The sequence below is a fragment of the Salinarimonas rosea DSM 21201 genome, from assembly GCF_000429045.1.
Classification (GTDB): Bacteria; Pseudomonadota; Alphaproteobacteria; order Rhizobiales; family Beijerinckiaceae; genus Salinarimonas; species Salinarimonas rosea.
Window position 1 is genome coordinate 22,767 of sequence record NZ_AUBC01000028.1, and the last position, 25,229, is coordinate 47,995.

The window sequence follows — 25,229 nt, forward strand, 5'->3', positions numbered from 1 at the left end:
GCGCGGCGGGCCGAATACGGCTCCGGGGCGCTCGTTCGTCTCGTCTGGGGTAGCCCGGAGCGGCTCCGGGCGACATTCGGATCGGGCCCCTAAGGGCCGCCCCGGAGCCCGCGTCGCGCGGGCTCCGAGAGCGTCGCGGCTCACTCGGCGGCCACAGCGGGGACCGGCTCGTCGTCGAGCCAGTCCACCTTCGCCAGCTTGCGCACGACCACGAACTCGTCGCGGTTGGCGCCCACGGTTCCGTAGTAGTTGAAGCCGTAGGAGAGCTGGGCGTAGCCGCCGATCATGTGCGTCGGCTTCAGCACCGCGCGCGTGACCGAGTTGTGGATGCCGCCGCGCTGGCCGGTGAGGGTCGACCCGGGCGTGTTCACGATCTTCTCCTGGGCATGGTACATCATGCACATGCCGTCCTTGACGCGCTGGGAGACCACCGCGCGGGCCGAGATCGCGCCGTTGGTGTTGTAGACCTCGATCCAGTCGTTATCGACGAGGCCCGCCTTCTTCGCGTCGTTCTCCGAGATCCACACGACCGGCCCGCCCCTGTTGAGCGTGAGCATCATCAGGTTGTCGGAATAGGTCGAGTGGATGCCCCACTTCTGGTGCGGCGTGATGAAGTTGAGCACGATCTCCGGCGCGCCGTCCGCCCCGCGGCCCTTCACCGGGTGCACGGTCTTCATGTCGATCGGCGGCCGGTAGACGCAGAAACCCTCGCCGAAGGCGCGCATCCACAGGTGATCCTGGTAGAGCTGCTGGCGGCCCGTCAGCGTCCGCCACGGGATCAGCTCGTGGACGTTCGTGTAGCAGGCGTTGTAGCAGACCTTCTCGGATTCGAGCCCCGACCAGATCGGCGAGGAGATGATCTTGCGCGGCTGGGCGACCACGTCGCGGAAGCGGATCTTCTCGTCCTCCTTGGGCAGCGCCAGGTGGGCGTGCTCGCGGCCGGTGAAGGTCTCGAGCGATTCCCAGGCCTTGACCGCGACCTCGCCGTTGGTCTCCGGCGCCAGCATGAGGAGCACCTCGCAGGCGTCGATGGCGGTCTCGATCCTGGCGAGCCCCTTGGTCGGCCCCTCCTCGGTGACGACGCCGTTGAGCTCACGCAGCAGCTCCACCTCGTGCTCGGTGTTCCAGGCCATGCCCTTGCCGCCGTTGCCGACCTTGGTCATCAGCGGGCCGAGCGCGGTGAAGCGCTTGTACAGGTTCGGGTAGTCGCGCTCGACCACCGTGACCTGCGGCATGGTCTTGCCGGGAACGGGCTCGATGGCGCCGGTCTTCCAGTCGGCGACGTCGAAGGGCTGGGCGATCTCGCCGGGCGTGTCGTGCAGGATCGGCGTGAGCACGACGTCGGTCTCGACGCCGAGCACCTCGGGCGCGACCTCGGAGAACGCCGCGGCCAAGCCCTTGTAGATGTTCCAGTCGGTCCGGCTCTCCCAGACCGGGTCCACCGCCGCGGTGAGCGGGTGGATGAAGGGGTGCATGTCCGACGTGTTGAGGTCGTCCTTCTCGTACCAGGAGGCGGTCGGGAGCACGATGTCCGAGTAGACGCAGGTGGTCGACATGCGGAAGTCGAGGGTGACGAGCAGGTCGAGCTTGCCTTCCGGCGCCTCGTCGCGCCAGACGACTTCCTTGGACTTGCGCTTGCCCTCCTCGCCGAGATCCTTGCCCAGCAGCCCGTGCTTGGTGCCGAGCAGGTGCTTGAGGAAATACTCGTGCCCCTTGCCCGACGAGCCGAGCAGGTTCGAGCGCCAGACGAAGAGGTTGCGCGGCCAGTTCTTCGGGTTGTCCGGGTCCTCGCAGGACATCTTCAGCGCGCCGGACTTCAGGCTCTGCGCCACGTAGTCCTTGGGCGAGAGGCCCGCGGCCGTCGCCTTGGCGGCGATGCCGAGCGGGTTCTCCTCGAGCTGCGGCGCGGAGGGCAGCCAGCCCATGCGCTCGGCGCGGATGTTGTAGTCGATGATCGCCCCGTCCCACGGCCCGGCGGGCGCCGTCGGCGAGAGGATCTCGGAGACGTCGAGCTGCTCGTAGCGCCACTGGTCGGTGTGCGCGTAGAAGCAGGAGGTCGAGTTCTGCTGCCGGGGCGGGCGGCCCCAGTCGAGGCCGAAGGCGAGCGGCGCCCAGCCGCTCTGCGGCCTGAGCTTCTCCTGGCCCACGTAGTGCGACCAGCCGCCCCCGGACTGCCCCACGCAGCCGCACATCACCAGCATGTTGATGGCGGACCGGTAGTTCATGTCCATGTGGTACCAATGGTTCATCGCCGCGCCGATGATGATCATCGAGCGCCCATCGGTCTTCTCGGCGTTTCTCGCGAACTCGCGCGCCACCGTGACGATCTGGTCGCGCTTCACGCCGGTGATCGCCTCGGCCCAGGCCGGCGAATAGGGTGCGTCGTCGTCGAAGCTCTCGGCGACGTTGCCGCCGCCGAAGCCGCGGTCGACGCCGTAATTGGCCAGGAACAGGTCGTAGACGGTGGCGACGAGCGTCTCGCCCTCGGCCGTCGCGATCCGCTTCACGGGAACGCGGCGCTCGAGCACGCTCGCGTGCGCGTCGCTCACGAAGTGCTCGTGCGCGATGTTGCCGAAATACGGGAAGGCGACGTCCTCGAAGCCGTCCGAAACGTCCTTCTCTCCGCCGGCGAGGGAGAGCCGCAGGTCGACCGGCGCGCCGTCGGCGCGCTTGGCCTCGAGGTTCCACTTGCCCTTCTCGCCCCAGCGGAAGCCCACCGAGCCGTTGGGCACGACGAGCTCGCCGGTGGTCTCGTCGAGCGCGAGCGTCTTCCACTCGGGATTGTTGGTCTCGCCCATGCCGCCGTCGAGGTCGGAGGCGCGCAGGAAGCGCTCGGGCACGAGCTTGCCGTCCTCCTGACGCACGAGCCGCACCAGCATCGGCATGTCGGTGTAGCGCTTGGCGTAGTCGACGAAGTACGGCACCTGCCGGTCGACGTGGAATTCCTTGAGGATGACGTGGCCCATGGCCATGCCGAGCGCCGCGTCGGTGCCCTGCTTCACCGACACCCACATGTCGGCGAACTTGGAGGCTTCCGAGTAGTCCGGGCAGATCACCACGGACTTCGCGCCGCGATAGCGCACCTCGGTGTAGAAGTGCGCGTCCGGGGTGCGGGTCTGGGGCACGTTCGAGCCCCACAGGATCAGGAAGCCGGAATTGTACCAGTCGGCGCTCTCGGGCACGTCGGTCTGCTCGCCCCAGGTCTGCGGCGAGGAGGGCGGCAGGTCGCAGTACCAGTCGTAGAACGACATGCAGACGCCGCCCATCAGGGACAGGTAGCGCGCGCCGGCGGCGTAGCTCACCATCGACATGGCCGGGATCGGCGAGAAGCCGAAGACGCGGTCCGGGCCGTAGGTCTTGACCGTGTAGGCGTTCGCCGCCGCGATCATCTCGTTGACCTCGTCCCAGGTCGAGCGGACGAAGCCGCCGTGGCCGCGGATCGCGGTATAGGCGCGGCGCTTCGCCGGGTCCTGCTGGATCGAGGCCCAGGCCGCCACCGGCGTGCGCACCGCCCGCGCCTCGCGCCACAGGCGCAGGAGCCGGCCGCGCACCAGCGGGTGCTTCACCCGGTTGGCCGAGTAGAGGTACCAGGAATAGGAGGCGCCGCGGGCGCAGCCGCGCGGCTCGTGGTTGGGCAGGTCCGGCCGCGTGCGCGGGTAGTCCGTCTGCTGCGTCTCCCAGGTGACGATCCCGCCCTTGACGTAGACCTTCCACGAGCAGGAGCCCGTGCAGTTCACCCCGTGGGTGGAGCGCACCACCTTGTCGTGCTGCCAGCGCTTGCGGTAGCCGTCCTCCCAGCCGCGATCCTCGCGGGTGGTGATGCCGTGGCCGCCCGAGAAGGCTTCGTCCTTGCGGGTGAAGAAGGTCAGCCGGTCGAGGAAGTGGCTCATGGGGTGATCCTCTAGATGTCTCTGGCGAGGCTCGGACGGCGCGCGACGGGCGCGGGAGTCTCGTCTCGAATGGGTCGCGGATACGCGGGCGCGCGGGCCCGGCCGGAGGGGGGAGCGCCCCCTCCGGCGGCGCGTCAGCAGCAGGTCGCCGCGTTCCGGCGGGCGTACATCCACCAGTTCAGGGCGACGTTGAAGGCGAAGAACACGGCGAGCCCGTAGAAGACGACGTTCGGGTTGCCGTAGGCGGCGAAGGCGCCCGCGAACATCATGCCGAAGACGAAGGGGCCGTAGGCCGCGATGGCCGCGGTGAAGCCGATCACGCCGCCCGCCTGGCGCGGCGGGAAGATCATCGGCATCTGCTTGAAGGTCGAGGCGTTGCCGACGCCGGAGAAGGCGAACAGGCCGAGCATCGCCATCACGAAGAAGGGGAACTCCGCCACCGAGTCCGGGGTGGTGAACATCGGGACCGTCGCCGCGCAGGCGACCATGCCGAGCCCCGCCACCTGCGTCACCCGCGCCCCACCGAACCGGTCGGAGATCGGGCCGCCGACGACGCGCAGGAGCGAGCCGACGAGCGGGCCGAGGAAGGCGAAGGCGAGCGGGTCGGGCGCGTTCTCGAGGCCGCCGTAGCACTTGGCGATGAGCAGCGGGAAGGTGCCCGCCAGCCCGGCGAAGGCACCGAAGGTCATCATGTAGAGGCTCGTCATCGACCACGTGTGCCGCGAGCGGAAGATGTCCATCTGCTCGCCGAAATTGGCCTTGACCGGGACGCTCTTCAGGAAGGCGAACGCCGAGAGGCCGAAGATCACGATGAACGGGATGAACACGGCGGTGGCGTTCTGCATGAAGACCGGCGTCTCGACGCCGTTCTTCGTCATCACCTGCGCCTCGCCGAGGAAGGTCGCGCCGCCGAGCAGCGACACCGTGATGATCCAGGGCGTGACGAACTGCACGACCGAGACGCCGAAATTCCCGATGCCGGCCTGGACCGCGAGCGCGGTCCCCTGCAGGCGCTTGGGGAAGAACAGCGAGGTCGAGGGCATGAAGGACGAGAAGTTCCCGCCGCCGAGCCCGGCCATGAAGGCGAGGCCCATCAGCACGACGAAGGGCGTCTGCGGGTTCTGCACCGCGAAGAACCAGCCCAGGGCCGGCAGCAGCAGCGACAGCGTCGACCAGCCCACCACGGAGCGGGTGCCGTAGATCGGCACGAGGAACATGTGCACGAGGCGCAGCGTGCCGCCGGCGAGGCCGGGCATGGCCGCGAGCCAGAACAGCTGGCCCGTCGTCAGCTGGAAGCCCAGCGCCGGCAGGCGCACGACGAGCGCGGAGACCAGGAACCAGATGATGAAGGCCAGCAGCAGGTTCGCGGTGGTGATGGTGAGCGTGCGCCACGCGAGGCGCGAGCCGCCGGCGGCCCAGAGGGCCTCGTTCTCCGGATCCCAGTGCGAAAGCCAGGTTCCGCGCGGCTCGGGGCCCGATTGCTCGTTCGGGGGCTTCACTGGTGTGGCTGCGACGGACATCGGTCCGGTCCTTCCATGAGAGGCAGTGCGGTCACCGGGCCGGCGCGCAGGCGCTCCGGCCCGGACGGGTTCATTCGGCGGGGGCGGTGGTGGCGGGTCCGCGTTCGGAGAGCCGCGCGAGCGCCGCGCGCAGCTCGTCGAGGCTGCCGAAGCGGGCGGTGACGGTGAGGCCTTCGCCCTTGTCGACCAGGTCGACCTTCTCGGAGCCGGCGAAGACGAGGGCGAGTTCGGCCTCCGCCTCCTTGCGGCGGCGCGCCTCCAGCGCGATCGCCTCGTCGACGGAGGAGATGACGTACTCGTCGCCGAAGCCGCCCTCCGGCTCCTTCAGCCACATCAGGCAGACCACCCAGGAGACCAGGGCGCCGGCGGCAATGATGAGGAAGAACTGGCTCGGCGTGACGAGGGTGAAGACGAAGAGGTAGAACACCGCGCCGACATTGCCGTAGGCGCCCGCCATGCCCGAGATCTGGCCGGTGACGCGGCGCTTGATCGAGGGGATGATGCCGAAGGTCGCGCCCTCCGCGCCCTGCACGAAGAAGGAGCAGAAGATCGTGATGGCGATGGCGACGACGAGCGGCCAGCTCGAGTTCATCAGCCCCATCAGGCCGAAGCCGACGGCGATGCCGAGCATGTAGGACAGCATCACGAACTTGCGGTTCCCGAAGCGGTCGGAGACGAGCCCGCCCATCGGCCGGGCGAACAGGTTCACGAAGGCGAAGGAGGAGGCGATGATGCCGGCGACGGCGGCGTTGAGGCCCCAGGTCTCCTCGAAGAAGAGCGGCAGCATCGACACGACCGCGAGCTCGGCGCCGAAATTGGCGAAGTAGGTGGTGTTGAGCGCCGCCACCGACCTGAACGGGTAGCGGTCGTCGGCGGGCACGCCCCGCTTCAGGATCGGCACGTTGACGCGCAGGACCTGCACGATCTGGTAGACGATCACCGCGACGATCGCGGCGTAGACGATGCCTGCCGCCGTGGCGTCGAGATAGCCGAGCTTCTCCGTGCGCCAGACGAGGATCGCCAGGATGCCGACCATCGGCACCGTGAAGAGCACGAGGAGGACGAGGTCGCCCCAGCTGCTGACCTCGAGCGCCGCCGCCTTGCGCGGCTTGCGGTGGCTGTCCGGGTGCGGGCCGTCGGTCAGCGCGAACCAGTAGAACACGCCGTAGGCCGCCATCACGACGCCGGAGAGCGCGATCGCCCAGCGCCAGCCCTCGTCGCCACCGAACAGCGTCAGCGCGATCGTCGGCAGGGTCATCGCCGCGGCGGCGGAGCCGAAGTTGCCCCAGCCGGCATAGAGCCCCTCGGCGAAGCCGATGTCGCGCGGCTTGAACCAGAGGGCGACCATGTGGATGCCCACGACGAAGCTCGCGCCGATCGACGACAGCACCAGGCGGGACACGAAGAGCTGCTCGCGCGTCTCGCCGAAGGCGAAGACGAACGCGGGCAGCGCCATGGCGACCATCAGGATCGAGAACACCCGCCGCGGCCCGAAGCGATCGAGCGCCATGCCGACGACGATGCGGGCCGGGATCGTCAGCGCCACGTTGGCGATGGCGAAGAGCTTGAGGTCCTCGGCCGTCAGCCAGTTCACCGAGCGCAGCATGCTGGAAGCCAGCGGCGCCATGTTGAACCAGACGTAGAAGGAGATGAAGAAGGCGATCCAGGTGAGGTGGAGCGCCCGGATGTCCCGGCTCTTGAACCGGAAGACGTCGGAGACTTTCATGGGACGTGGCCTCTGGAAGAAGGCGGCGCGCGCATGCGGGTGCGCTGCGGGTCGTCAGGGAGCGGGGATGATCAGCAGCGGGCACTGGACGCGCCGCGCCAGGAAGGCGCTCACCGACCCGAAGGTCATGTGATCGAACTCCTCGACGAAGGCGTCGAGCTTGGAGGCGAAGAAACCCCGGTCCGGCTTGTGGCTGTGGCGCGCCATCACGAGGAGGTCGGGCTCGCGCTCCTGCGTGGCGCGCAGGATCATCTTGCGCGCGTCGCCTTCCGCGATCAGGACCCGGGTCTTCATCCCCGCCGCGGTGAGCTCCGCCGCGGCGGCCTCGACGCCGGCGCGCTGCTCCCGGTACTGCTCGTCGAACATGTCGTCCGTCACGCTCGTCGCGGAGCCGACGTCCTCGATGACGGAGATCAGGGTGATCTCGGGCTTGGCGGAGGCGAACATCGACTTCACCGCCTCGAGAGCGATGCGCGCGTTGCGCGAATGGTCGTAGGCGAGCATCAGGTGCATGGGCGGCGGCTCCGTGCAGGACGGATGTCCTCTTCGAGATCGTGCACGGACGATGTCATGCGGAGCGCGTCACGCGACTTGACTTACATCAAGCAAGATCGGCGTCGGTCGCCGGATCGCGTTCGCACCTAAGGGACGCCCCTTAGCCGCAACCCCGAAAAAGCCTGCTTCATGGCTTGCGTAGCCTCGCCGGGCGCCCGGCTCGGCCGGAAGCCATGCCGGTGTCATACTTGATAATTGTCAAGCAAGAGGCCGGCGGGGGCTCGGCGCGATCGACGGGGACCGTCGCGGCCTCGGGCGCGCCGCCCCGTGCCGCACGAGGACGCGCAGGAGTACGCGCACGAGCCCGGCCTTCGCGGCGCGCGCGCTCCCGAACCGTCGTCGCGGATCGCCGAAGCCGATGTGGGATAAAGGTGTGATCTCGATGCCGCGCGGCGTGCGTGCGCGGAAGACCGTTCGCTCCCGCGCCGATCGGCCCCGATCAGGGAACGAGGAGCACCTTCGGCGCCGCGATGCGTCCCGCGGCGAGCGCCGCGAACACGTCCGGCCCCTCCTCCAGCGAGCGGATCTCGACGAGCGCGTCGAGATGGCGGATCACCGGGAGCCGGCCGTCGAAGATCGCCGCCGCCGTTTCGCGGAAATCCTCGGCCGTGTAGGTGTAGGCGCCGAAGAAGGTCACTTCCTGCAGCGTGGCGTAGCGCGGGTCGAAGCCGCCGCTGCCTCCGCCGAGCCCGATATGGGCGATGACGCCGCCCGGGCGCACGGCGGCGAAGGCGGCCGCGCGGGTCGCGTCGATGCCGACCGCGTCGACGACGGTCTCGGCCGGCGTCGGCGTGTCGGAGACCGTCACGCCGTCGAGGCCGCGCAGGCGCTCGGCGCGGGCGCCGTTGGGCTCGACGATGGTCACCGCATCCGCGCCCTGCGCGCGCAACGCGAGCGCCGCGCCGAGCCCGATTGCGCCGCCGCCGAGGACGAGCGCGCGCCCGAGCGGCGCGATCCGGCGCGCCAGCCGCACCGCGTGCCAGCCGCAGGCGAGCGGCTCGGCGAGGGCCGCCGCCGCGAGCGGCACGCCCTCGGGGATCGCGACGCAGGCGCGGGCGGGCGCCGACACGGCCTCGGCAAAGCCGCCGGGCCGCGGGGGCATCGAGAGGATCCTGCGATCCGGGCAGAGATTGTCCCGGCCCGACGTGCAGTACGTGCACACGCCGCAGGTGGCGAGCGGGTTGACCGTCACCGCGCGCCCGTCGGCGTCGTGGCCGGCGATCTCGTGGCCGAGCACGATCGGGGTCGGCCGGCGCGGGTCGTGCCCGCCATAGGCGTGCATGTCCGAGCCGCAGACGCCGCAGAAGGCGACGCGCACGACGTCGGTCTCGGGCGCCGGCGCGTCCCGGATCTCGAGCCGGTGGGGAGCGGTCTGGACGAGCGCCTTCATTTCGCGGTGAACCCCCCGTCGACATGGAGCACCTGGCCGGTCACGTAGGCGGATGCCGGCGAGCAGAGGAAGAGCGCCGGGCCGTCGAGATCGGCGAGGACGCCGTTTCGGCCGATGCAGGTCTGTGCGGCGTTGCCGGCCGCCCGCTCGGGATCGGCGAAGACGGGCCCGGTCAGCTCCGTGGGGAAGAAGCCCGGCGCGATGGCGTTGGCCGTGATCCCCCCGGGCGACCACGCCTGCGCCATCGCCCGCGTGAGCTGCGCGACGCCGCCCTTCGAGGCGCCGTAGGGGATCGAGTTGGGGAAGGCCCGCGAGGATTGGAGCGAGGCGAAGGTGACGATGCGTCCCCAGTTCCCCATGCCCGGCACCAGCGCGCGGGACAGGAAGAAGGGGACCTTCAGGTTCAGGTCCAGCGTCGCGTCCCAGCTCGCGCCCGAGATCGCGTCCCACGGCTCGCGCAGGTTCACGCCCGCGGCGTGCAGCACGATCTGCGGCGCGCCGAAGGGCGCGGCGAGCGCGCGGGCGAAGCCGTCCCAGTCCTCGATCGCCGCGAGATCCGCCGGGCAGGCGGCGATGCCCGCGCCCAGCCCGTCGAGCGCCTCGGCGCGGCGGGCGACCGCGACGACCCGCGCGCCGTGCGCGGCGAGCGTGCGCGCGAGATGCGCGCCGATCCCCGCCGAGGCGCCGGTGACGACCGCGACGCGCCCGGCCAGGTCGAACAGGCTCATGACGCGGCGCTCAGGTCGAAATTCTCGCCGGGGAAGTACTTGGCGAGGCGCACGTCCGCGGTGCGGGCGTGGCCCTCCATGCCTTCCAGCCGGCTGATGCGCGCACAGGCCTGGCCGATGGCGCGGTTCGCCTCGCGGGTCGCGCGCTGCCACGTCACGGTCTTGATGAACTTGCCCACCGAGAGCCCGCCCGTGTAGTGGGCCGCGCCCTTCGTCGGCAGGACGTGGTTGGGCCCGGAGCACTTGTCGCCGTAGGCGACGGTGGTCTCCTCGCCCAGGAACAGCGAGCCGTAGTTCGTCAGGTTGGCGAGCCACCAGTCGAGATCCTGGGCCTGCACCTGGAGATGCTCGGAGGCGTAGCCGTCGCTGATGCGCACGGCCTCCTCGCGGCTCTCGGCGAGGATGATCTCGCCGTACTCGTCCCAGGCGCGGGTCGCGTTCTCGCGGTTGAGCTCGGGCAGCTCGGCGATGCAGCGCGGCACGAGGCGTGCGACCTCCTCCGCCAGGGCGCGATCGGTCGCGATCAGCCAGACGGGGGAGTTGTAGCCGTGCTCGGCCTGGCCGACGAGGTCCCAGGCGACGATCATCGGGTCGGCGGTGGCGTCGGCGATGACCATGCTCTCGGTGGGACCGGCGAACATGTCGATGCCCACCCGGCCGAACAGGATGCGCTTGGCCTCGGCCACGAACTGGTTGCCCGGCCCGGCGAGCACGCGCGCCGGCGGGGTGCCGAACAGGCCGAAGGCCATGGCGGCGATGCCCTGGACGCCGCCGAGGTTGAGGATCCGGTCCGCCCCGCAGACGTCGAGCGCATAGAGCACGGCGGGGTTCATGCCGACGCCCGGCTTGGGCGGCGAGCAGGCGGCAATGTGGCCGACGCCGGCGACCTTCGCGGTCGTCACCGTCATGATGGCGCTGGCCACGTGGGCGTAGCGCCCGCCGGGCGCGTAGCAGCCCACCGCCGAGACCGGGATCTGGCGCTGGCCGGCGACGAGGCCGGGCACGACCTCGTACTCGACGTCCTGCAGGCTCGCGCGCTGGCGCTCGGCGAAGCGCCGGACGTTGTCGCGCGCGAAGCGGATGTCGTCCTTGAGCTTCTGGGCGACCTGGCCCGCGGCCGCGGCGCGCACCTCGTCGCTCACCACGATCTCGCCGTCGTAGCCGTCGAGCTCGCGGGCGTAGCGGCGGGCGACGTCGTCGCCGCCCGCCTCGATGTCGTCGAGGATGGATTGCACCGTGTCGCGGACGTTCCGCTCGTCCGTCGCTGCCGTCTTCCGCGCCGTCTTCAGGTATTCCATTCTCGTCTCCAGTCGGTTCGAAACGTCACTCGCCCCGGGCGAAGGCCGCGAGCTCGGGCGTGTCGGCGACGAGCCGCATGTAGGTGGGATCGACGAAGGTCGCGGCGTCGAGCTCGCTCTCCAGCGTGCCCGTCGAGGTCATGTAGCCGCCGAGCCCGTTGAACCACTCGACCGCCGTCGAGGCGTCGCCCTCCATGATCTCGAGCTGCTCGTCGAGGGTGAACATCGGCCTGAGCGCGATCTCCTGGCGCAGGAACTCCTCGGGGAGCTCGACGCCGGTGAGCGCGTAGAAGTCGGCCATCATCGCCACCGCCTCGTCGTTGTTGTCGCGGATGTACTCGACGCCCCGCAGGAAGACCGCGAGGTAGCGCGCGACGAGCTCCGGGTTCGCCTCGGCGTAGTCGCGCCGCGCGATCAGGGCGCCGGGGACGATGGCGCCCGCGTCCTGGCCCGAGCAGAGCAGCTCGGCGCCGGCACGGTCCTGCAGGGTGTAGATGTTGGGCGCCCAGAGGCCCGCCATCTTGCCGGTGCCGCTCGCGAAGGCGCTGATGATCTCACCCTGGTTCAGGTTCACCACCTCGACGTCCTCGGGATAGTTCAGCCCGAAGCTCTCGATGCAGGCGGCGGACGCGTATTCGCCGGTCGAGTTGGTGGTGACGAGGAGGCGCTGGCCGCGCAGCTGGCCGGCGGGATCGGCGCGGATCGCCTCCGCCTCGTCGCCGCGCACCATCATCGCGTTGGTGGCGCTCTCGTTGTTGGTGATGCCGATCGTGATGATGTCGAAGCGCGCGGCGCCGAGCACGGCGGGCGCCGAGCCGGTGCCGCCGAGATCCCAGTCGCCGGCCGCGGCCGCCGCCACCTGCGGCGCGCCGGAGGGGAAGGTCGAGTAGGAGGGCGCGAGCCCCACGTCTTCCCACCAGCCCATCTGGTCGGCGATGTAGTAGGGCAGCGCCCAGTACAGAGCCGGCTGGTAGGACACCTTGATCTCGGTCGTGCCGTCCTGCGCGGCGGCGACGCCGGGCAGCGTGAGCGCGGCTGCGACGAGCAGCGCATGGCTTCGCTTGAAGGTCATCGAACGTTTCCCCTCTTCTGGTTCGTCAGACGTCGGCACCCATCTGCTCGCGCAGGAGACGCCAGACCTGGCCACGCAGATGCGTGAAGCTCGGCTTCTCCATCACGTCGTCGATGGGCTCTTCGGACCACCTCTCGGCCTGGCGCGTGGAGGCGACGTCGATCACCTCGCGGATGTGGCCGGGATTGCGGCCCATCACCACCACGCGGTCGGCGAGGTAGACCGCCTCCTCGACCGAGTGGGTGATGAACATGACGGTGCGCGGATTGCCCTTGGACACGCGCACCAGCTCCTCCTGCATGATGGTGCGCGTCTGGGCGTCGAGCGCGCCGAAGGGCTCGTCCATCAGGAGCACGCCGGGATCGGTGGCGTAGCTGCGGGCGATGGCGACGCGCTGCTGCATGCCGCCCGAGAGCTGATGGGGATACTTGTCCGCCGTCCCCTCCATCTTCATCAGGCGCAGGTAGTACGTGACCGCCTCGTCCCGCTCCTCCCGCGAGGCGCCGCGCGAGCGCATGCCGAAGACGATGTTCTCGCGCACGGTCTTCCACGGGAACAGCGCGAACTGCTGGAACACGACCGCGCGGTCCGGCCCCGGGCCGGTCACCGGCTTGCCCGCGACGCGGATCTCGCCCCGGCTGACGGTTTCTAGGCCCGCCACCATGCGCATCAACGTCGTCTTGCCGCAGCCGGAGGGGCCGACGACGGAGATGAACTCCCGGTCCTCGACGCGCAGATCGACGCCGTCGATGGCGACGAACGGCTTGGCGCCGCCGTCGCCGAAGATCTTGGACACCTTGTCGATGACGATCTCGCTCATTGTCCTTCCCACTTCCGGCGCACGGCCGTCTCGACCCCGCGCAGCCCGACGTCGATCAGGAGGCCGATGAGGCCGATGACGAGCATCGCCGTGATCACGGTCTGGGGGCTGAGGTTCGACTGGCCCTGGATCATCACGTAGCCGATGCCCGAGCTCACCACGATCAGCTCGGCGCCGATCAGCGATTGCCAGCCGAGCCCCGCCGAGACGCGCAGGCCCGCGACGATGGAGGGCAGCGCGCCCGGCAGCAGCACCTCGGTCGCGATCCGGAACTCGGAGGCGCCGTGGGTCTGCGCGGCTTCGATCAGGTGCTTGTCGACGAGACGCGCACCCCGATAGGCGTTGATGAGGCAGGGCGCGAAGGCGCCGGTGAAGATCACCATGATGGCGCCGCCGACCCCGGTCCCGAACCACAGCGCGGCGAAGGGCACCCAGGCGAGCGGCGCGACGTAGCGGTAGGCCTCGAAGACCGGCGTCACCATCTCGTCGAGGAGCCGGAAGCGGCCCATCATCAGGCCGAGCGGGACGCCGATGGCGGCGGCGAGCCCGAAGCCGCCGAGGAAGCGCAGGAACGAGGAGAAGGCGTGCTCCCACAGCAGCGCGCCGGCGAAGGGACGCTGCATCATCGCGATCGCCCGCTCCGCCACGGTCACCGGCGAGGGCAGCACGAAGGGCGAGACGAGGCCGAGCACGGTCACGCCCTGCCAGACGCCGAAGAACAGCACGAGGCTCGACAGCGAGTAGAGCCACAGCGGGACGGCGCGCGTCATGCCTCCGCCCTCCATCGGATCACCCGCTTCTCGAGCCGGGCGAGGAGGATCGTGGTGAGGGCGCCCGAGATCGCGATCGCCACCATGGCGACGAGGATCATCGGCGTGTTCACGTCGCGATAGGCCGTCTGCAGCGCGCGCCCGAGCCCGAGGAAGGCGCCGACGAGCTCGGCGGCGACGAGCGTCGTCCAGCTCGCCTGCAGCGAGAGGCGCAGGCCCGTGAAGATCATCGGCGAGGCGTCGGGCAGGTAGACCTCGCGGATCACCCGCCCGCGGCTCGCCCCGTGGACGAGGGCCGCCTCGATCAGATGCTTACGGACGTTGCGCACACCGGTATAGGTGTTGATGACGGACGGCACGAAGGCGGATACGAAGATGACGAACACCTTCGAGGCGTCGCCGAGGCTGAACCAGACGATGGCGAGCGGGATCCAGGCCAGCGGCGGGATCGGCCGCAGGACGAGGAAGACAGGGTTGACGAACGCCTCGATGCGCCGGTCGTACCCCATCAGGAACCCGAGCGGCACGCCCACCGCGACCGCGGTGAGGAAGCCGACGAAGACGAGGCGCACGCTCTGCACGACGTGCTCGATCAGCGTGCCGCCGGCATACCCTTGCGTCCAGATGCGCTGGAGCGCGGCGACGAAGGCCTCGGGAGACGGGAAGCGCGCCGGGCCGACGAGGCCGAGCACGCTCGTCGAGAGCCACCAGGCCACGAGCAGGGCGACGATCGTCGCGACGCCCGTCACGACGGAGCGCCGGACCCTCGGCCTCCACGCGTTTCGCTTCGCGGGGACAGCCCCCGCGACGGTCGGCATCATCGTCCGCTCCCGTGGTCCGATGCTTCGCTCCGCGCCTTTGTCTGCGCTTTCATTCGAGTGTATACGCATACAATGACCGAGATCAAGCCAGATTCCTCGGAGCCTCCGCGGCTCGGCGGAGCGACGCAGATCGACGTGGCGCGCCGCGCCGGCGTCTCCACGGCCACCGTCAGCCGCGTGCTGAACGGATCGCCCCTCGTCAGCCGGGCCTCGCGGGAGAAGGTCGAGGCGGCGATCCGCGAGCTCGCCTACATGCCGCACGAGGCGGCGCGCTCGCTGGCCACGCGCCGCTCGCGCACGCTCGGCGCCGTGATCCCGACGCTCACCAACGCCATCTTCGCCGCCGGCGTGAACGCCTTCGAGGACGAGGCGCGCCGCCGCGGGCACGCGCTGTTCATCGCCGTCTCGAACTACGACCCCGTGCAGGAGGGCTTCCTGATCCGGCAGATGGTCGAGCGCGGCGTCGACGGGCTCCTGCTCGTGGGCAACGATCGCGGTGCGGAGGGCCTCGAGATGCTCGTGTCGTCGGGCCTGCGCTGCGCCTGCGCCTGGGCCTACGACGAGGCGGCGCCGCTCGCCAATATCGGCTTCGACAACGCGGCGGCGATGGCGCCCCTGGTCGATCACCTCGTCGCCAGCGGGCGGCGCCGCGTCGCGATCCTCGCGGGCGTGCTCGCGGGCAACGACCGCGCCCGCGCGCGGCTCGACGGCACCGTGGCGCGTCTCGCCGACCACGGGCTCGCGCCGGTCGCGGTCGCCGAGACGCTCTACTCGATCCGGCGGGCCAAGGAAGCCGCGCGGGCCCTCCTCGAGGTCGGGCCCGACGCGGTCGTGTGCGGCAACGACGTCATCGCGCTCGGCGCGCTGGCCGCCGCGCGGGCCGCGGGCCTGGGGGTGCCCGACGACGTGGCGATCACCGGCGTCGACGATCTCCCGATCTCGGCCGAAATGGACCCGCCCCTGACGACCGTGCGCATCCCGGCGGAGGAGATGGGCCGGCGGGCCGCCGCCGAGCTCATCGCGGCGATCAAGGAGGATCGCCCCGTCTCGTCGATCCGGCTCGGGACGCGCCTCGTCGTGCGCCGCAGCAGCTGGCGCAAGCCCGGCGCATCCTAGGCCGGGAGGGCCGCGGCGGCGTCGAGGATGTGGCGCGCGATCAGGTCGCAATCCTCGAGCGTAAAGGTCAGCGGCAGCCGCATGTCGAACAGGCCCGACAGGATGCGGTCCGTCCGCGGCAGCGCCTGCGCCGGCACGTAGCGCCAGCTGGCATGGGCCGAGGTGAAGCCGACCGGCTCCGGCGCGCCGAACCACTTGAGCTCGACGCCGCGCGCGGCGCACTGCGCGAGGAAGCCGCGCGCCGCCTCCGCGGCGATCCCGGGCACCAGGAACTGGATCGAGGACCCGACATAGGCCTCCTGCGGCGGCCGGGCCGGCAGGCGGATGCGCGCGCAGGCGGAAAGGTGCCCCGCGACCCGATCGTGGCGCGCGTTCCAGCGCGCGATCGCGTCGTCGATCCGGGCGAGCTGCGGGCGCAGGATCGCCGCGCGCAGGTTGTCCATGCGCGCCGACAGGTTCGGCGTGTCGAGGCGGATGTCGGCGTAGGTGTCCGGCGCGGGTCCCGCGCCGTGGCGATCGTAGAGCATGTAGCTGCCCGAGAGCACGGTCGCCCGCGCCATGAAGGCGGCGTCGTCGCTCGTGAGCAGGCCGCCCTCGCCCGCGTTGAGGTGCTTGTAGGTCTGCGTCGAGAAGCACCCCGCGAGGCCGAAATTCCCGGATCTGCGGCCGTTCCAGCGCGCGCCCATCGTGTGGGCGCAATCCTCGATGATCCGCACGCCGAGCGCCTCGGCCAGCCCGACGAGGCGGTCCATGTCGCAGAGGTGACCGCGCATGTGGGAGAGCAGCAGCCATCCCGCGCCGCTCGCATGCGCCTTCTGCGCGAGATCGTCGAGGTCGAGCACGAGGTCCTCGGTGATCTCGACGAGCACCGGCTCGGCCCCCAGGGCCGCGATCGCGCCGGGGACCGGGGCGAGCGTGAAGGCGTTGCTGAGGACGCGGTCGCCGGGGCTCACCCCGGCCGCGCGCAGCGCGATCTGCATCGCCTGGCCGCCGGAGGCGAGCGCGAGGCAGAAGCGCGCCTCCTGCCAGGCGGCGTAGTCCCGCTCGAGGGCGGCGGCCTGCCCTTCGTCGCCGGGGACGGTGTTGTAGCGATGCAGCCGCCCGCTCCGCAGCACGGTGAGCGCGGCCTCGATCGCCTCGTCGGGGATCGGCTCCTGCTGGGTGAAGCTTCCTGAGAAGGGCGGTCGGCTCATCGAGGCTCGTCGCTGCGGCCCCGCCGGGGGGGCGTCGACCGCCAGCATCGACCAGGTCGAGAGCCGCTGCAAGCGCTTACTTCGGCGCGGCGCCGGGATTTCGCAGGCACTCCGCCCGGAACGCGGCGATCTCGTCGGCGACGAGATCGCGGTCGTGGTCGAGCGTGGCCACGTGGTAGGAGTTCTCCAGCCAGACGAGCCGCACGCGCGCCGCCGCCACGCTGCCGACGATCCGCAGGGCGTTCTCCGGCGCGACCACGTGGTCCTCGCGCGACTGGAGGACGAGCACCGGGCGCGTGACGAGCGGGAGCATGTGCCCGGTCGCGCAGGCGAGGACGTACCGGTTCTGCAGGGCGGGGACCGGGATGCGCGCATAGGCGATCTCCCGCACGCCCTCGCGCTTGATGTCCGAGCCGATCCCGGGGACGTCGCCGCGCGGATCGGCGTCGAGCAGCTGGGCCGCGACGCCGGGCTGGTAGATGCCCGTCGAGGCGTTGATCGCGGCGACGCCGAGGATGCGTTCGCCGCGTCGTGCGGCGAGGTTGAGGGCGATCGTCGCGCCCATCGACAGGCCCACGACGAGCACGGGTCCGTGGGCGGCGGCGAGCGCCTCGAGGGCGCGTTCCGCCGAGGCGACCCAGTCCCGATAGCCGCAGGAGCGCAGGTCCTCCGGCACGCCGCCGTGCCCTGCGAGGAGCGGCGCGTGGACGGTCGCGCCGGTGAGGCGGTGCAGGCGCTCGCCGACGGGCCGCACGCCCTGCGGCGTCCCCGTGAACCCGTGGATCAGGAGGATCGCGGCCCCCTCCCCCTCGAGCAGAAACGGATCGGTGTCGGCGGTCACGAGCGCGCTTCCCGGCAAGGCCGCCCGCCGGATGGCGAGCGCATGCCGGGCTTGTCCGACCATTCGGCGCCCGATTTCCAATCGAAAGAAGAGATCGATCGATCGCGTCCGGTGATCAGCCGGACCCGGCGAAGTAGCTGCGGAACCGGCGCAGCAGGCCCGTGTCGGCCGCCTCGTGATGAGCCATCCCGATGGTCGCGCGGGCCTCGAGGTCGCGGATGGGGATCGCCGCGAGCTGCGCCGGCAGGCTCTCCGCGATCGAGGCGGGATAGATCGTCACGCCCTTGCCGTCGGCCACGCGCTGGAACATCACCTGGACGTCCCAGACCTCGTCGACGACGCGCGGCTGCAGGCCGTGGGGCGCGAGCGCCTCGTCGAGGAGAAGCCGATAGCTCCGCCAGTTCTCCCGCAGCCCCAGGACGAATGGCTGGTCCGCGAGCTCGCCCACGCGCACGGCCTCCGGCACCGCCGCGCGGGGCGCCACGAGAGCGAGCGGGTCGCGCCAGAGCGGCTCGATCGTCAGGTCGCCCCGCGCCACGGAGCCGTGGTCGAGCAGGAAGCCGACGTCGATGGTCCCGTCCGCGAGGCGGCGCGTCATCGTGTCGGTGGAGAGCACGTGCATCTCCACCTGCACGTCCGGGCAGGCGCGCTGGAAACGCTCGAGCGCGCGCGTCAGCGCGCTCGACGTCGCCAGCGCCGAGTAGCCGACGATGACGTGCCCGCGCCGGCCGTTCTCGTCGCGACGCGCCGCGCGGACCGTGCGCTCGAACAGGGCGACCGCATTGCGTGCGTCGGCCAGGAAGGCCGCGCCCGCCTCGGTCACGGCCACGGAGCGGGTGGTGCGCTCGAAGATCGGAAAGCCGAGATCCTCCTCGGTGTCCTTCACGGTCTTGGTAATCGCCGGCTGGACGACGGCGAGCACCTCGGACGCGCGCCGGAAGCTGCCCGCGTCGGCGACCGCGACGCAGGTCCTCAGATGCCTGATGCCGATCCGCGACGCCCTCATCCACCGCTCCTCGCCCGGGAGGGGAGGCTGATAGCCGATCGTGATCAGTCGATCAACAAAGGATATTTGTGCATCGAACCGAACGGGGAAATCCTCGACCACGAGCCGGGATCACGGCGACGAGCCCGGGGATCGTCGGCCGGACGAGCGCCGACCGGCCATCGCACGCAACCAGGGAGAACGGGAGTGGCGAGCCTCACGCGACGCGCATTCGACGGCCTGCTCCGCGCCCTGACCTTCGTCGGCGGCGCGGCGCTCGTCCTGATGATGCTGCACGTCACTCTCGACGTCGTCCTGAAGAACCTCTTCCGCGCGCCGATCCAGGGCACGATCGAGATCTCGTCCTACTACTACATGGTCGCGATCGTGATGCTGCCGCTCGCCTTCGTCGAGCGCACGGACGAGCAGATCAGCGTCGACCTGCTCTTCCGCCGCCTGCCCGCCCCGGCGCGCCGGGCCGTGCTCGCATTCGCCTGCCTCGTGACCGCGGGCGTCCTCGCGATCATGACCTATCGGACCGGCCTCGACGCCGTGCGCGCCTGGCGCGTCGGCGAGGTGGTGATGGGCGCCCGCGAGGTCGTCGTCTGGCCCGCACGGCTGATGCTGCCCGTCGGATTCGGCCTCGCCACGGCCGCGGCGCTGCTGCGGATCGTGCTCGTCGCGCGGGGCGAGGCGATCGCCGACGCGGACACGCCGAAGGACGTCGCGTGATGAGCGCGCTCGCCGTGGGCTGGATCGGCATCGCCGCGCTCTTCGCCCTGCTCGCCCTGCGCGTCCCCATCGGCGCGGCCCTCGCCGTGGTCTCGATCGGGGGCATCACGGTCATGACGAACCACGTGGCGGCGCTCGGGATCGTGAGCGCGCTGCCCTTCACCTTCATCGGCGACTGGTCGCTCACGGCGATCCCGATGTTCCTCCTGATGGGTTTCGTCGCCGCCAACACCGGGCTCACCGCCGGCGCCTTCGACCTCATGCGCCTCCTGCTGCGCCGCGTCCCCGGCGGGCTCGCCTCTGCGAGCGTGGCCGCGTGCGGCCTCTTCGCGGCCGCCTCGGGCTCGAGCATCGCGACGACGGCGGCGATGTCCCGCATCGCCGTGCCGGAGATGCTGCGCGCCGGCTACCGCCCCTCGCTCGCGACGGGGGTCGTCACGGCCTCGGGAACGCTCGGCTCCCTGATCCCGCCCTCGATCCTGATGGTGCTCTACGGGATCTTCACGGAGCAGTCGATCGGGCAGCTCTTCATCGCGGGCATCGTGCCCGGGATCCTCTCGGCGCTGATCTACATGGCGATGATCACGGTGCGCGCCATCGTCGACCCGAGCCTCGCACCGGCCCGGGCCACCGGCCGCGTCGCCCCGGGGGAGCTCGGCCGGCTCGTCCTCGCCGTCTGGCCGTTCCCGCTCCTCATCGTGGGCGTGCTCGGCGGCATCTTCGGGGGATTCTTCACGCCGACCGAGGCGGGCGCTGTGGGCGCGTTCCTCGCCTGCGCCATCGCGGCGCTGCGCGGGCAGCTGACGCGGGCCGCGCTGGGGACGGCGGTGCGGCAGACGGTGGTCGCCACGGCCTCGATCTTCTTCCTGTCGATCGGCGCGATCATGTTCACGCGCTTCATGGGGCTGTCGGGCGTCCCCGATCAGCTCGCCGACGCCATGCTCTCGGTCTCGACGGAGCCGCTCGTCGTCATCGCCATGATCGCCTTGCTGTTCATCGTGCTCGGCATGGTGATCGACTCGATCGGCCTGATGCTGCTGACGCTCCCGGTGCTGCTGCCCGTGCTCGAGGCCGCGAACGTCGACCTGATCTGGTTCGGCATCATCGTGATCAAGCTGCTCGAGATCGGGCTGGTGACCCCGCCCGTCGGGCTCAACCTCTACGTCATGCACTCCGCGCTCTCCGGGAAGGTCCGCCTCGGCGAGATCCTGCGCGGCACGACCTGGTTCCTCGCCATGGACCTCGTGACCCTCGTGCTCCTCATCCTCGTGCCCGGCCTCACCCTCGCCCTGCCGACGCTGATGCGCGGGTGAGACCGGGCCCGAGAAGAACCGCCCACTGGAGGAAGATCGCCATGAACAGCACGCCCCGCGCGGCGCTCGTCGCCGCCGCCCTCGTCTGCGCCACGAGCACGTCGGCGCTGGCCCAGGCCAACGCCAACCACTTCTTCGCCGAGCGCCATTCGATGGTGCGCGGACCCTATGTCGAGTTCGCGGAGCGCGTCCGCGAGCGCACCGACGGCTCGGTCGACCTGCGCGTCTTCAGCGGCGGCTCGCTGCTGCCGCCGGCCTCCGCGCTGCAGGGCGTGCGCGACGGCATCGCCCAGGTCACCTACCACGCCGGCACCTACACGCCCGCCGAGCTGCCCATCGCCAACCTCGTCGGCGACATGGCGTTCTACAACACCGATCCGATGGTCATGGCCTTCGCCTCGACGGAATTCGGCCTCACCGATCCCCGCATCCAGGCGGAATGGGAGGAGAACGGCGTCGTCTTCGGCGGCGGCTATTCCACCTCCCAGTATTTCATGATGTGCAACACCAAGGTCGAGACCCTGGAGGACGTCCGCGGCAAGCGGCTGCGCATGGCCGGCGGCGCCTGGTCGCGCTTCGCGGAGCACGTCGGCGCGGTGCCGGTCTCGATCCCGTCCAGCGAGATGTATACCGGGCTCGACACGGGCTCCCTCGACTGCGCCGTCGCCGCCGCCGACGCGCTCGACAGCTTCAGCCTGAAGGACGTCGTGACGTCGATGAACACGCTGGAGATCGGAAACTACTACGCCGGCTTCCTCTGGGGCTACAATCCGAGCTTCTGGGAGGGGCTTTCGGACGAGGAGCGGCGCGTTCTCCTGGACGAGATGGCCTACTACCTCGCCCAGCACCGCGTCGCCTTCGATGCCGATGTCGAGGCCGCGGTTGCCGCGGCGAAGGAGGCCGGCATGACGGTCTACGAGCCGGATGCGGCGCTCGAGCAGGCCTTCGCCGAGTTCGTCGCGCAGGACGAGGCGGCCCTCGTCGCGATCGCGCAGGAGCGCGGCGTCGAGGATCCGCAGGCGATCATCGCCGACTTCAAGGCGACGATCGACAAGTGGGACGCGCTTCTCGCCGAGGTCGACCGCACCGACGTCGAGGCGCTCGCCGCCTTGGCCCGCACCGAGATCTACGATCGGGTCGACGCGAGCCGCTACGGTCTCTGACCGGGCCTCGCCGGCCGTCGCGGAAGCCGCCCGCCGCCCCGAGCGGAGGGCGGCCGGGCCGCCGCACGGGCGGAGCGCACCCTCGCGCTCCGCCGCGTTCGTCCGTCAGGCTGCCCTGACGCCGCCGAGGAACGTCGCCACCTCGTCGCTCAGCTTCTTCGACTGGCGGGACAGATCGGTGGCCGAGGAGAGGACCTGCGCGCAGGCCGCCCCGGACGCCGCGACCGCGACATTGACGCCGCCGATGTTCGCGGACACTTCCGACGTGCCCTGCGACGCCTGCTGGACGTTGCGGGCGATCTCCTGCGTGGCCGCGCCCTGCTCCTCGACGGCGGCGGCGATCGCGCCGGCGATCCCGTTCAGCTCGCGGATCACGTCGGCGATGCCGCCGATGCCGCCCACGGCATCGGCGGTCGAGGTCTGAACCGCGCCGATCTGTCCCGCGATCTGCTGCGTCGCCTTGGCAGTCTGGTCGGCCAGGTTCTTCACCTCCTGCGCGACGACGGCGAACCCCTTGCCGGCCTCGCCCGCGCGGGCCGCCTCGATGGTCGCGTTGAGCGCCAGCAGGTTCGTCTGGCCGGCGATGGTGCTGATCAGCTCGATCACCTCGCCGATCTGCTGCGCGGCGCTGCTCAGCGCCTTCACCTTGGCCGCGATCTGGTCGGCGTCGCGCATGGCGCGCGAGGCGATGCTCGCGGAGCTGTTCACCTGCCCGCCGATCTCGCGGATCGAGGCGGAGAGCTCCTCGGCAGCGGTCGCGACGGTCTGCACGTTCGCGGACGCCTGCTCCGAGGCCGAGGCGACGGTGAGCGACTGGGTCGAGGTCTCGTCGGCGGTCGCGGTGAGGGTCTGCGCCGCGGCCTGCAGCTGGGTCGAGGCCGACGAGACGGCAGAGACGACGCCGCCGATGGTCGCCTCGAAGTCGTCGGCGAGCTTGCGCATGGCGGCCCGCTTCTGGGCTTCGCTCCGCTCCTCGGCTTTCGCCTGCTCCTCCTCGAGCCGCACGCGCTCCAGGCCGTTCTCCTTGAACACCAGGGCGGTCCTCGCGACGGCGCCGATCTCGTCCTTCCGCTCGAGGCCCGAGACCTGGGTGGTGAACTCGCCCGCGGCGAGCCTCTGGAGCACGTCGACGATCGTCCTGATCGGCTTCGCGATCCCGACCTGGCCGACGAAGAAGCCGAACAGGAGCCCGAGCGAGACGCCCGCGACGCCCGCGCCGATCATGAGCGAGGACGATGCCTCGTACTCGTCGGTCGCGCTCTCGGAGGTCCGCCGGACACGCGTGTCGAGCTCGGTGGCGTAATCCCGGACCGCGACGCGCAGCCGTTCGGCCGCCTCGAAGCTCGCGACCGCCGAGGCGCGCAGGGCCTCCATCTCGTCCGAGACCTCGAACGACCTCACCGCCGAGGCGAACGAGAACGTCTCCTCGAGCTCCGCTTCGTAGGCGGACCAGAGCCCTTCGATCTCCCGGAGCCGCTCCTGGTCGGCCTGCGGGCTGACCTCCGCGATCTCCGAAAGCCGCTGGAGGAACGTCCGCCGGTGCTCCTCGACGGCCGCGCGGGCTTCACGCACGGTCTCGGGGCGCGGGTCCGCGGCCACCTGGAACTCCGCCCCGTTCATCTGAACGACGTTGATGTTCATCCGCGACATCGTCAGCGCGTTGCTCGCGGCCTGCTGCATCGACTCGGCCGCACGGCTCAGCGACTGCAGCGACGTGATGCCAACGAAGCCGACCATGGCCGCCGTCGCGGCCAGGACGACGACGATGGCGAGGACCTTGGTCATGATCCGAAAGTGCGAAAGCGGGTTCAAGTTGTCCCTCCCTGGAACGGGATCGGCTCGGTGGTTGTGTCGGGTGGCTGGTTCGGTTCGCCCCGCCGGGCGGGGCGCGTCCGCGGATCACGACTGCGCCGGTGCGTGCTCTGGAGGGGGCAGGCATCGGATCGGCGGCTTCGGCCTCTTCGCTGCCGTCGAGGACCGACAGGGTTATCTCTCTCCGTAGAGCAACGATCGCCGGAGCGACGGTAGAAGACTTCGGAACACGACCGTTTACAGGCTCCGAATCGAAACGCCGGCTATCGTTCTAAGAACAAACGAATCTCGACCGGCCTCGACTCTGGTCGTACTACCCCTTTTTCGATGACCCTCGCAGGAGCTCTGCAGAACCGATCTTCGTTCTCGTTTGTTAAAGACAAGTAAATACCCTGGTGCATGGAGTAATGCGAGCGAGGCCGCCCGGACGATCTACCATCATTTTCCACGCGGAAGGGTCGTGGACATTTACCGTAATCGTCCAGGCGCGGCTCGTCCGCCGCAACCGCGGTTCAGGGGAGTGCGCGCGTCGCGTTCGCGCCGCGCCACCGAAGATCGCGGGCGCGATACGTCTTCTGCTTGCCCAGGCCGGATCGGGAACGCGTATCCGAACTCTTGCAAGGCGGCCCGCGCCTCTGCGCACGCGACGGATCGGGCCCGAGCACGGGCGCATCTGCGCCCGGCCGGACCGGGCGCCTCGCCCGCCGTCAGGCTTCCGTGTCGATACCGAACGCCAGCAGGAAGCGGTCGACCGCGCGCGTGATCGCCTCCGCCGGGTCGGCGGGGCAGGGCATCCGGTAGATGTGCTGGCGTATCCCGATGTAGACGATGCCGCCGTGCAGGTTCCAGAGATCCTCCATGGCCGGCGCCGCGTCGCCGCGCGCCTCGGCGGCGATCTCGGCGAGGAGCGGGCGCAGGATCACGTCGGCGAGGTGGCGCAGGTAACGCCGGTTGAGCTCCGCCCCGGCGAGGCCGGAAAACATGAAGATGCGCATCCACTCGTGCTGGAAGATCAGCGTGCTGTACTCCGTGTAGAAGGCCAGGATGCGCGTCCGCAGCGGGACCGAGCGATCGGTCAGGCGCCTCGGCCAATCCGGGGCCAGCCGGTCGAGATACACGGCCTCGTAGACCGCCTCGACGAGATCGTCCTTCGTCGCGAAATAGTTGAACAGCAAGGGCTGCGTGATCCCCAGCCGCCGCGCGAGGTCGCGCGTGTTCCCCTCGATGCCGACCTCCGCGAAGAAGGCCACCGCCCCGTCCACGATCTGCCGGCGCCGCTCCTCCGCCGGCAGCCGTCGCCGTGCGGACGCGCTCGGCCGGCCGTCGCCCGCGGACTCGGCACGCTCTCCCGACTTCATACGCGATCGCCTCCCCTGGAAACATTCCACTTGCAAAGCGCCCGGATCCATACATGATCCGGATCACGGGATTGAGCAAACGCTCAATTAGCCGCCCGCGGAGACGGGGACCGAGAGGGAGGAGAC

20 protein-coding genes are annotated in these 25,229 nt (G+C 70.5%); 4 read left to right on the forward strand and 16 right to left on the reverse strand.

Features of this window, described 5'->3' with window-relative positions:
* Positions 1 to 140 precede the first annotated feature (140 nt).
* The 11 genes from G407_RS0118355 to G407_RS0118405 form a co-directional block, all read right to left on the reverse strand.
* On the reverse strand, positions 141 to 3,890 hold the full coding sequence (locus G407_RS0118355) for a nitrate reductase subunit alpha (RefSeq protein ID WP_029032002.1): 3,750 nt from the start codon (positions 3,888 to 3,890) through the stop codon (positions 141 to 143).
* Positions 3,891 to 4,024: 134 nt separating this feature from the next.
* Positions 4,025 to 5,410, reverse strand: coding sequence for an MFS transporter (locus G407_RS28565; RefSeq protein ID WP_052341551.1), 1,386 nt, complete (start codon positions 5,408 to 5,410; stop codon positions 4,025 to 4,027).
* Between the two features lie 70 nt (positions 5,411 to 5,480).
* The gene (locus G407_RS0118365) at positions 5,481 to 7,136 is read right to left on the reverse strand and encodes an MFS transporter (protein WP_029032003.1); all 1,656 of its coding nucleotides are present in this window, start codon (positions 7,134 to 7,136) and stop codon (positions 5,481 to 5,483) included.
* A gap of 54 nt (positions 7,137 to 7,190) precedes the next feature.
* Positions 7,191 to 7,649, reverse strand: coding sequence for a universal stress protein (locus tag G407_RS0118370; protein WP_029032004.1), 459 nt, complete (start codon positions 7,647 to 7,649; stop codon positions 7,191 to 7,193).
* Positions 7,650 to 8,130: 481 nt separating this feature from the next.
* Entirely contained in the window at positions 8,131 to 9,081 is a 951-nt protein-coding gene (locus G407_RS0118375; RefSeq protein WP_029032005.1) for a zinc-dependent alcohol dehydrogenase, read from the reverse strand.
* Positions 9,078 to 9,809 (reverse strand): SDR family NAD(P)-dependent oxidoreductase, encoded by a 732-nt coding sequence (locus tag G407_RS0118380; protein ID WP_029032006.1) that lies wholly within the window; start codon positions 9,807 to 9,809, stop codon positions 9,078 to 9,080. Before G407_RS0118380 ends, G407_RS0118375 begins: the two co-directional genes overlap by 4 nt.
* Positions 9,806 to 11,107, reverse strand: coding sequence for a histidinol dehydrogenase (gene hisD, locus G407_RS0118385; RefSeq protein ID WP_043540149.1), 1,302 nt, complete (start codon positions 11,105 to 11,107; stop codon positions 9,806 to 9,808). The genes G407_RS0118380 and hisD overlap by 4 nt, the downstream gene beginning before the upstream one ends.
* Positions 11,108 to 11,132: 25 nt before the next feature.
* Complete coding sequence (locus G407_RS0118390; RefSeq protein WP_029032008.1) at positions 11,133 to 12,179, reverse strand: ABC transporter substrate-binding protein; 1,047 nt, start codon at positions 12,177 to 12,179, stop codon at positions 11,133 to 11,135.
* A gap of 25 nt (positions 12,180 to 12,204) precedes the next feature.
* Positions 12,205 to 12,999, reverse strand: coding sequence for an ABC transporter ATP-binding protein (locus G407_RS0118395; protein WP_029032009.1), 795 nt, complete (start codon positions 12,997 to 12,999; stop codon positions 12,205 to 12,207).
* Positions 12,996 to 13,769, reverse strand: coding sequence for an ABC transporter permease (locus tag G407_RS0118400; RefSeq protein ID WP_245259124.1), 774 nt, complete (start codon positions 13,767 to 13,769; stop codon positions 12,996 to 12,998). Before G407_RS0118400 ends, G407_RS0118395 begins: the two co-directional genes overlap by 4 nt.
* Positions 13,766 to 14,518 (reverse strand): ABC transporter permease, encoded by a 753-nt coding sequence (locus G407_RS0118405; RefSeq protein WP_029032011.1) that lies wholly within the window; start codon positions 14,516 to 14,518, stop codon positions 13,766 to 13,768. Before G407_RS0118405 ends, G407_RS0118400 begins: the two co-directional genes overlap by 4 nt.
* 144 nt (positions 14,519 to 14,662) lie before the next feature.
* Here G407_RS0118405 and G407_RS0118410 point away from each other — a divergent pair, with 144 nt between their 5' ends.
* Positions 14,663 to 15,706 carry a LacI family DNA-binding transcriptional regulator gene (locus G407_RS0118410; RefSeq protein ID WP_029032012.1) on the forward strand — a complete coding sequence of 348 codons (1,044 nt, stop codon included), beginning with the start codon at positions 14,663 to 14,665 and terminating at the stop codon, positions 15,704 to 15,706.
* Here G407_RS0118410 and G407_RS0118415 read toward each other — a convergent pair.
* From G407_RS0118415 to G407_RS0118425, 3 genes are all read right to left on the reverse strand, one after another.
* Positions 15,703 to 16,899: a DegT/DnrJ/EryC1/StrS family aminotransferase gene (locus tag G407_RS0118415; protein ID WP_029032013.1), complete on the reverse strand. Its 1,197-nt coding sequence runs from the start codon at positions 16,897 to 16,899 to the stop codon at positions 15,703 to 15,705. The two genes, G407_RS0118410 and G407_RS0118415, sit on opposite strands and share 4 nt — an antisense overlap.
* Before the next feature lie 76 nt (positions 16,900 to 16,975).
* Positions 16,976 to 17,740 carry an alpha/beta hydrolase gene (locus G407_RS0118420; protein WP_043540158.1) on the reverse strand — a complete coding sequence of 255 codons (765 nt, stop codon included), beginning with the start codon at positions 17,738 to 17,740 and terminating at the stop codon, positions 16,976 to 16,978.
* 115 nt (positions 17,741 to 17,855) lie between these two features.
* Positions 17,856 to 18,746, reverse strand: a complete 891-nt coding sequence (locus tag G407_RS0118425; RefSeq protein ID WP_029032015.1) for a LysR family transcriptional regulator — start codon at positions 18,744 to 18,746, stop codon at positions 17,856 to 17,858.
* Positions 18,747 to 18,932: 186 nt separating this feature from the next.
* On the opposite strand from G407_RS0118425, the gene G407_RS28570 reads away from it, so the two are divergent.
* The 3 genes from G407_RS28570 to G407_RS0118440 are packed head-to-tail and all read left to right on the forward strand — an operon-like array spanning position 18,933 to position 21,933.
* A complete protein-coding gene (locus G407_RS28570) occupies positions 18,933 to 19,457 on the forward strand; it encodes a TRAP transporter small permease subunit (protein ID WP_052341553.1) in 525 nt (174 codons plus the stop codon).
* Positions 19,457 to 20,770, forward strand: a complete 1,314-nt coding sequence (locus G407_RS0118435; protein WP_029032016.1) for a TRAP transporter large permease — start codon at positions 19,457 to 19,459, stop codon at positions 20,768 to 20,770. The genes G407_RS28570 and G407_RS0118435 overlap by 1 nt, the downstream gene beginning before the upstream one ends.
* Before the next feature lie 41 nt (positions 20,771 to 20,811).
* Complete coding sequence (locus tag G407_RS0118440; RefSeq protein ID WP_029032017.1) at positions 20,812 to 21,933, forward strand: C4-dicarboxylate TRAP transporter substrate-binding protein; 1,122 nt, start codon at positions 20,812 to 20,814, stop codon at positions 21,931 to 21,933.
* Between the two features lie 105 nt (positions 21,934 to 22,038).
* Here G407_RS0118440 and G407_RS0118445 read toward each other — a convergent pair whose 3' ends face one another.
* Together G407_RS0118445 and G407_RS28575 are read right to left on the reverse strand one after the other, a co-directional pair.
* On the reverse strand, positions 22,039 to 23,745 hold the full coding sequence (locus G407_RS0118445) for a methyl-accepting chemotaxis protein (protein WP_029032018.1): 1,707 nt from the start codon (positions 23,743 to 23,745) through the stop codon (positions 22,039 to 22,041).
* Between the two features lie 707 nt (positions 23,746 to 24,452).
* Positions 24,453 to 25,103, reverse strand: a complete 651-nt coding sequence (locus G407_RS28575) for a TetR/AcrR family transcriptional regulator (RefSeq protein ID WP_043540150.1) — start codon at positions 25,101 to 25,103, stop codon at positions 24,453 to 24,455.
* Positions 25,104 to 25,229 lie beyond the last annotated feature (126 nt).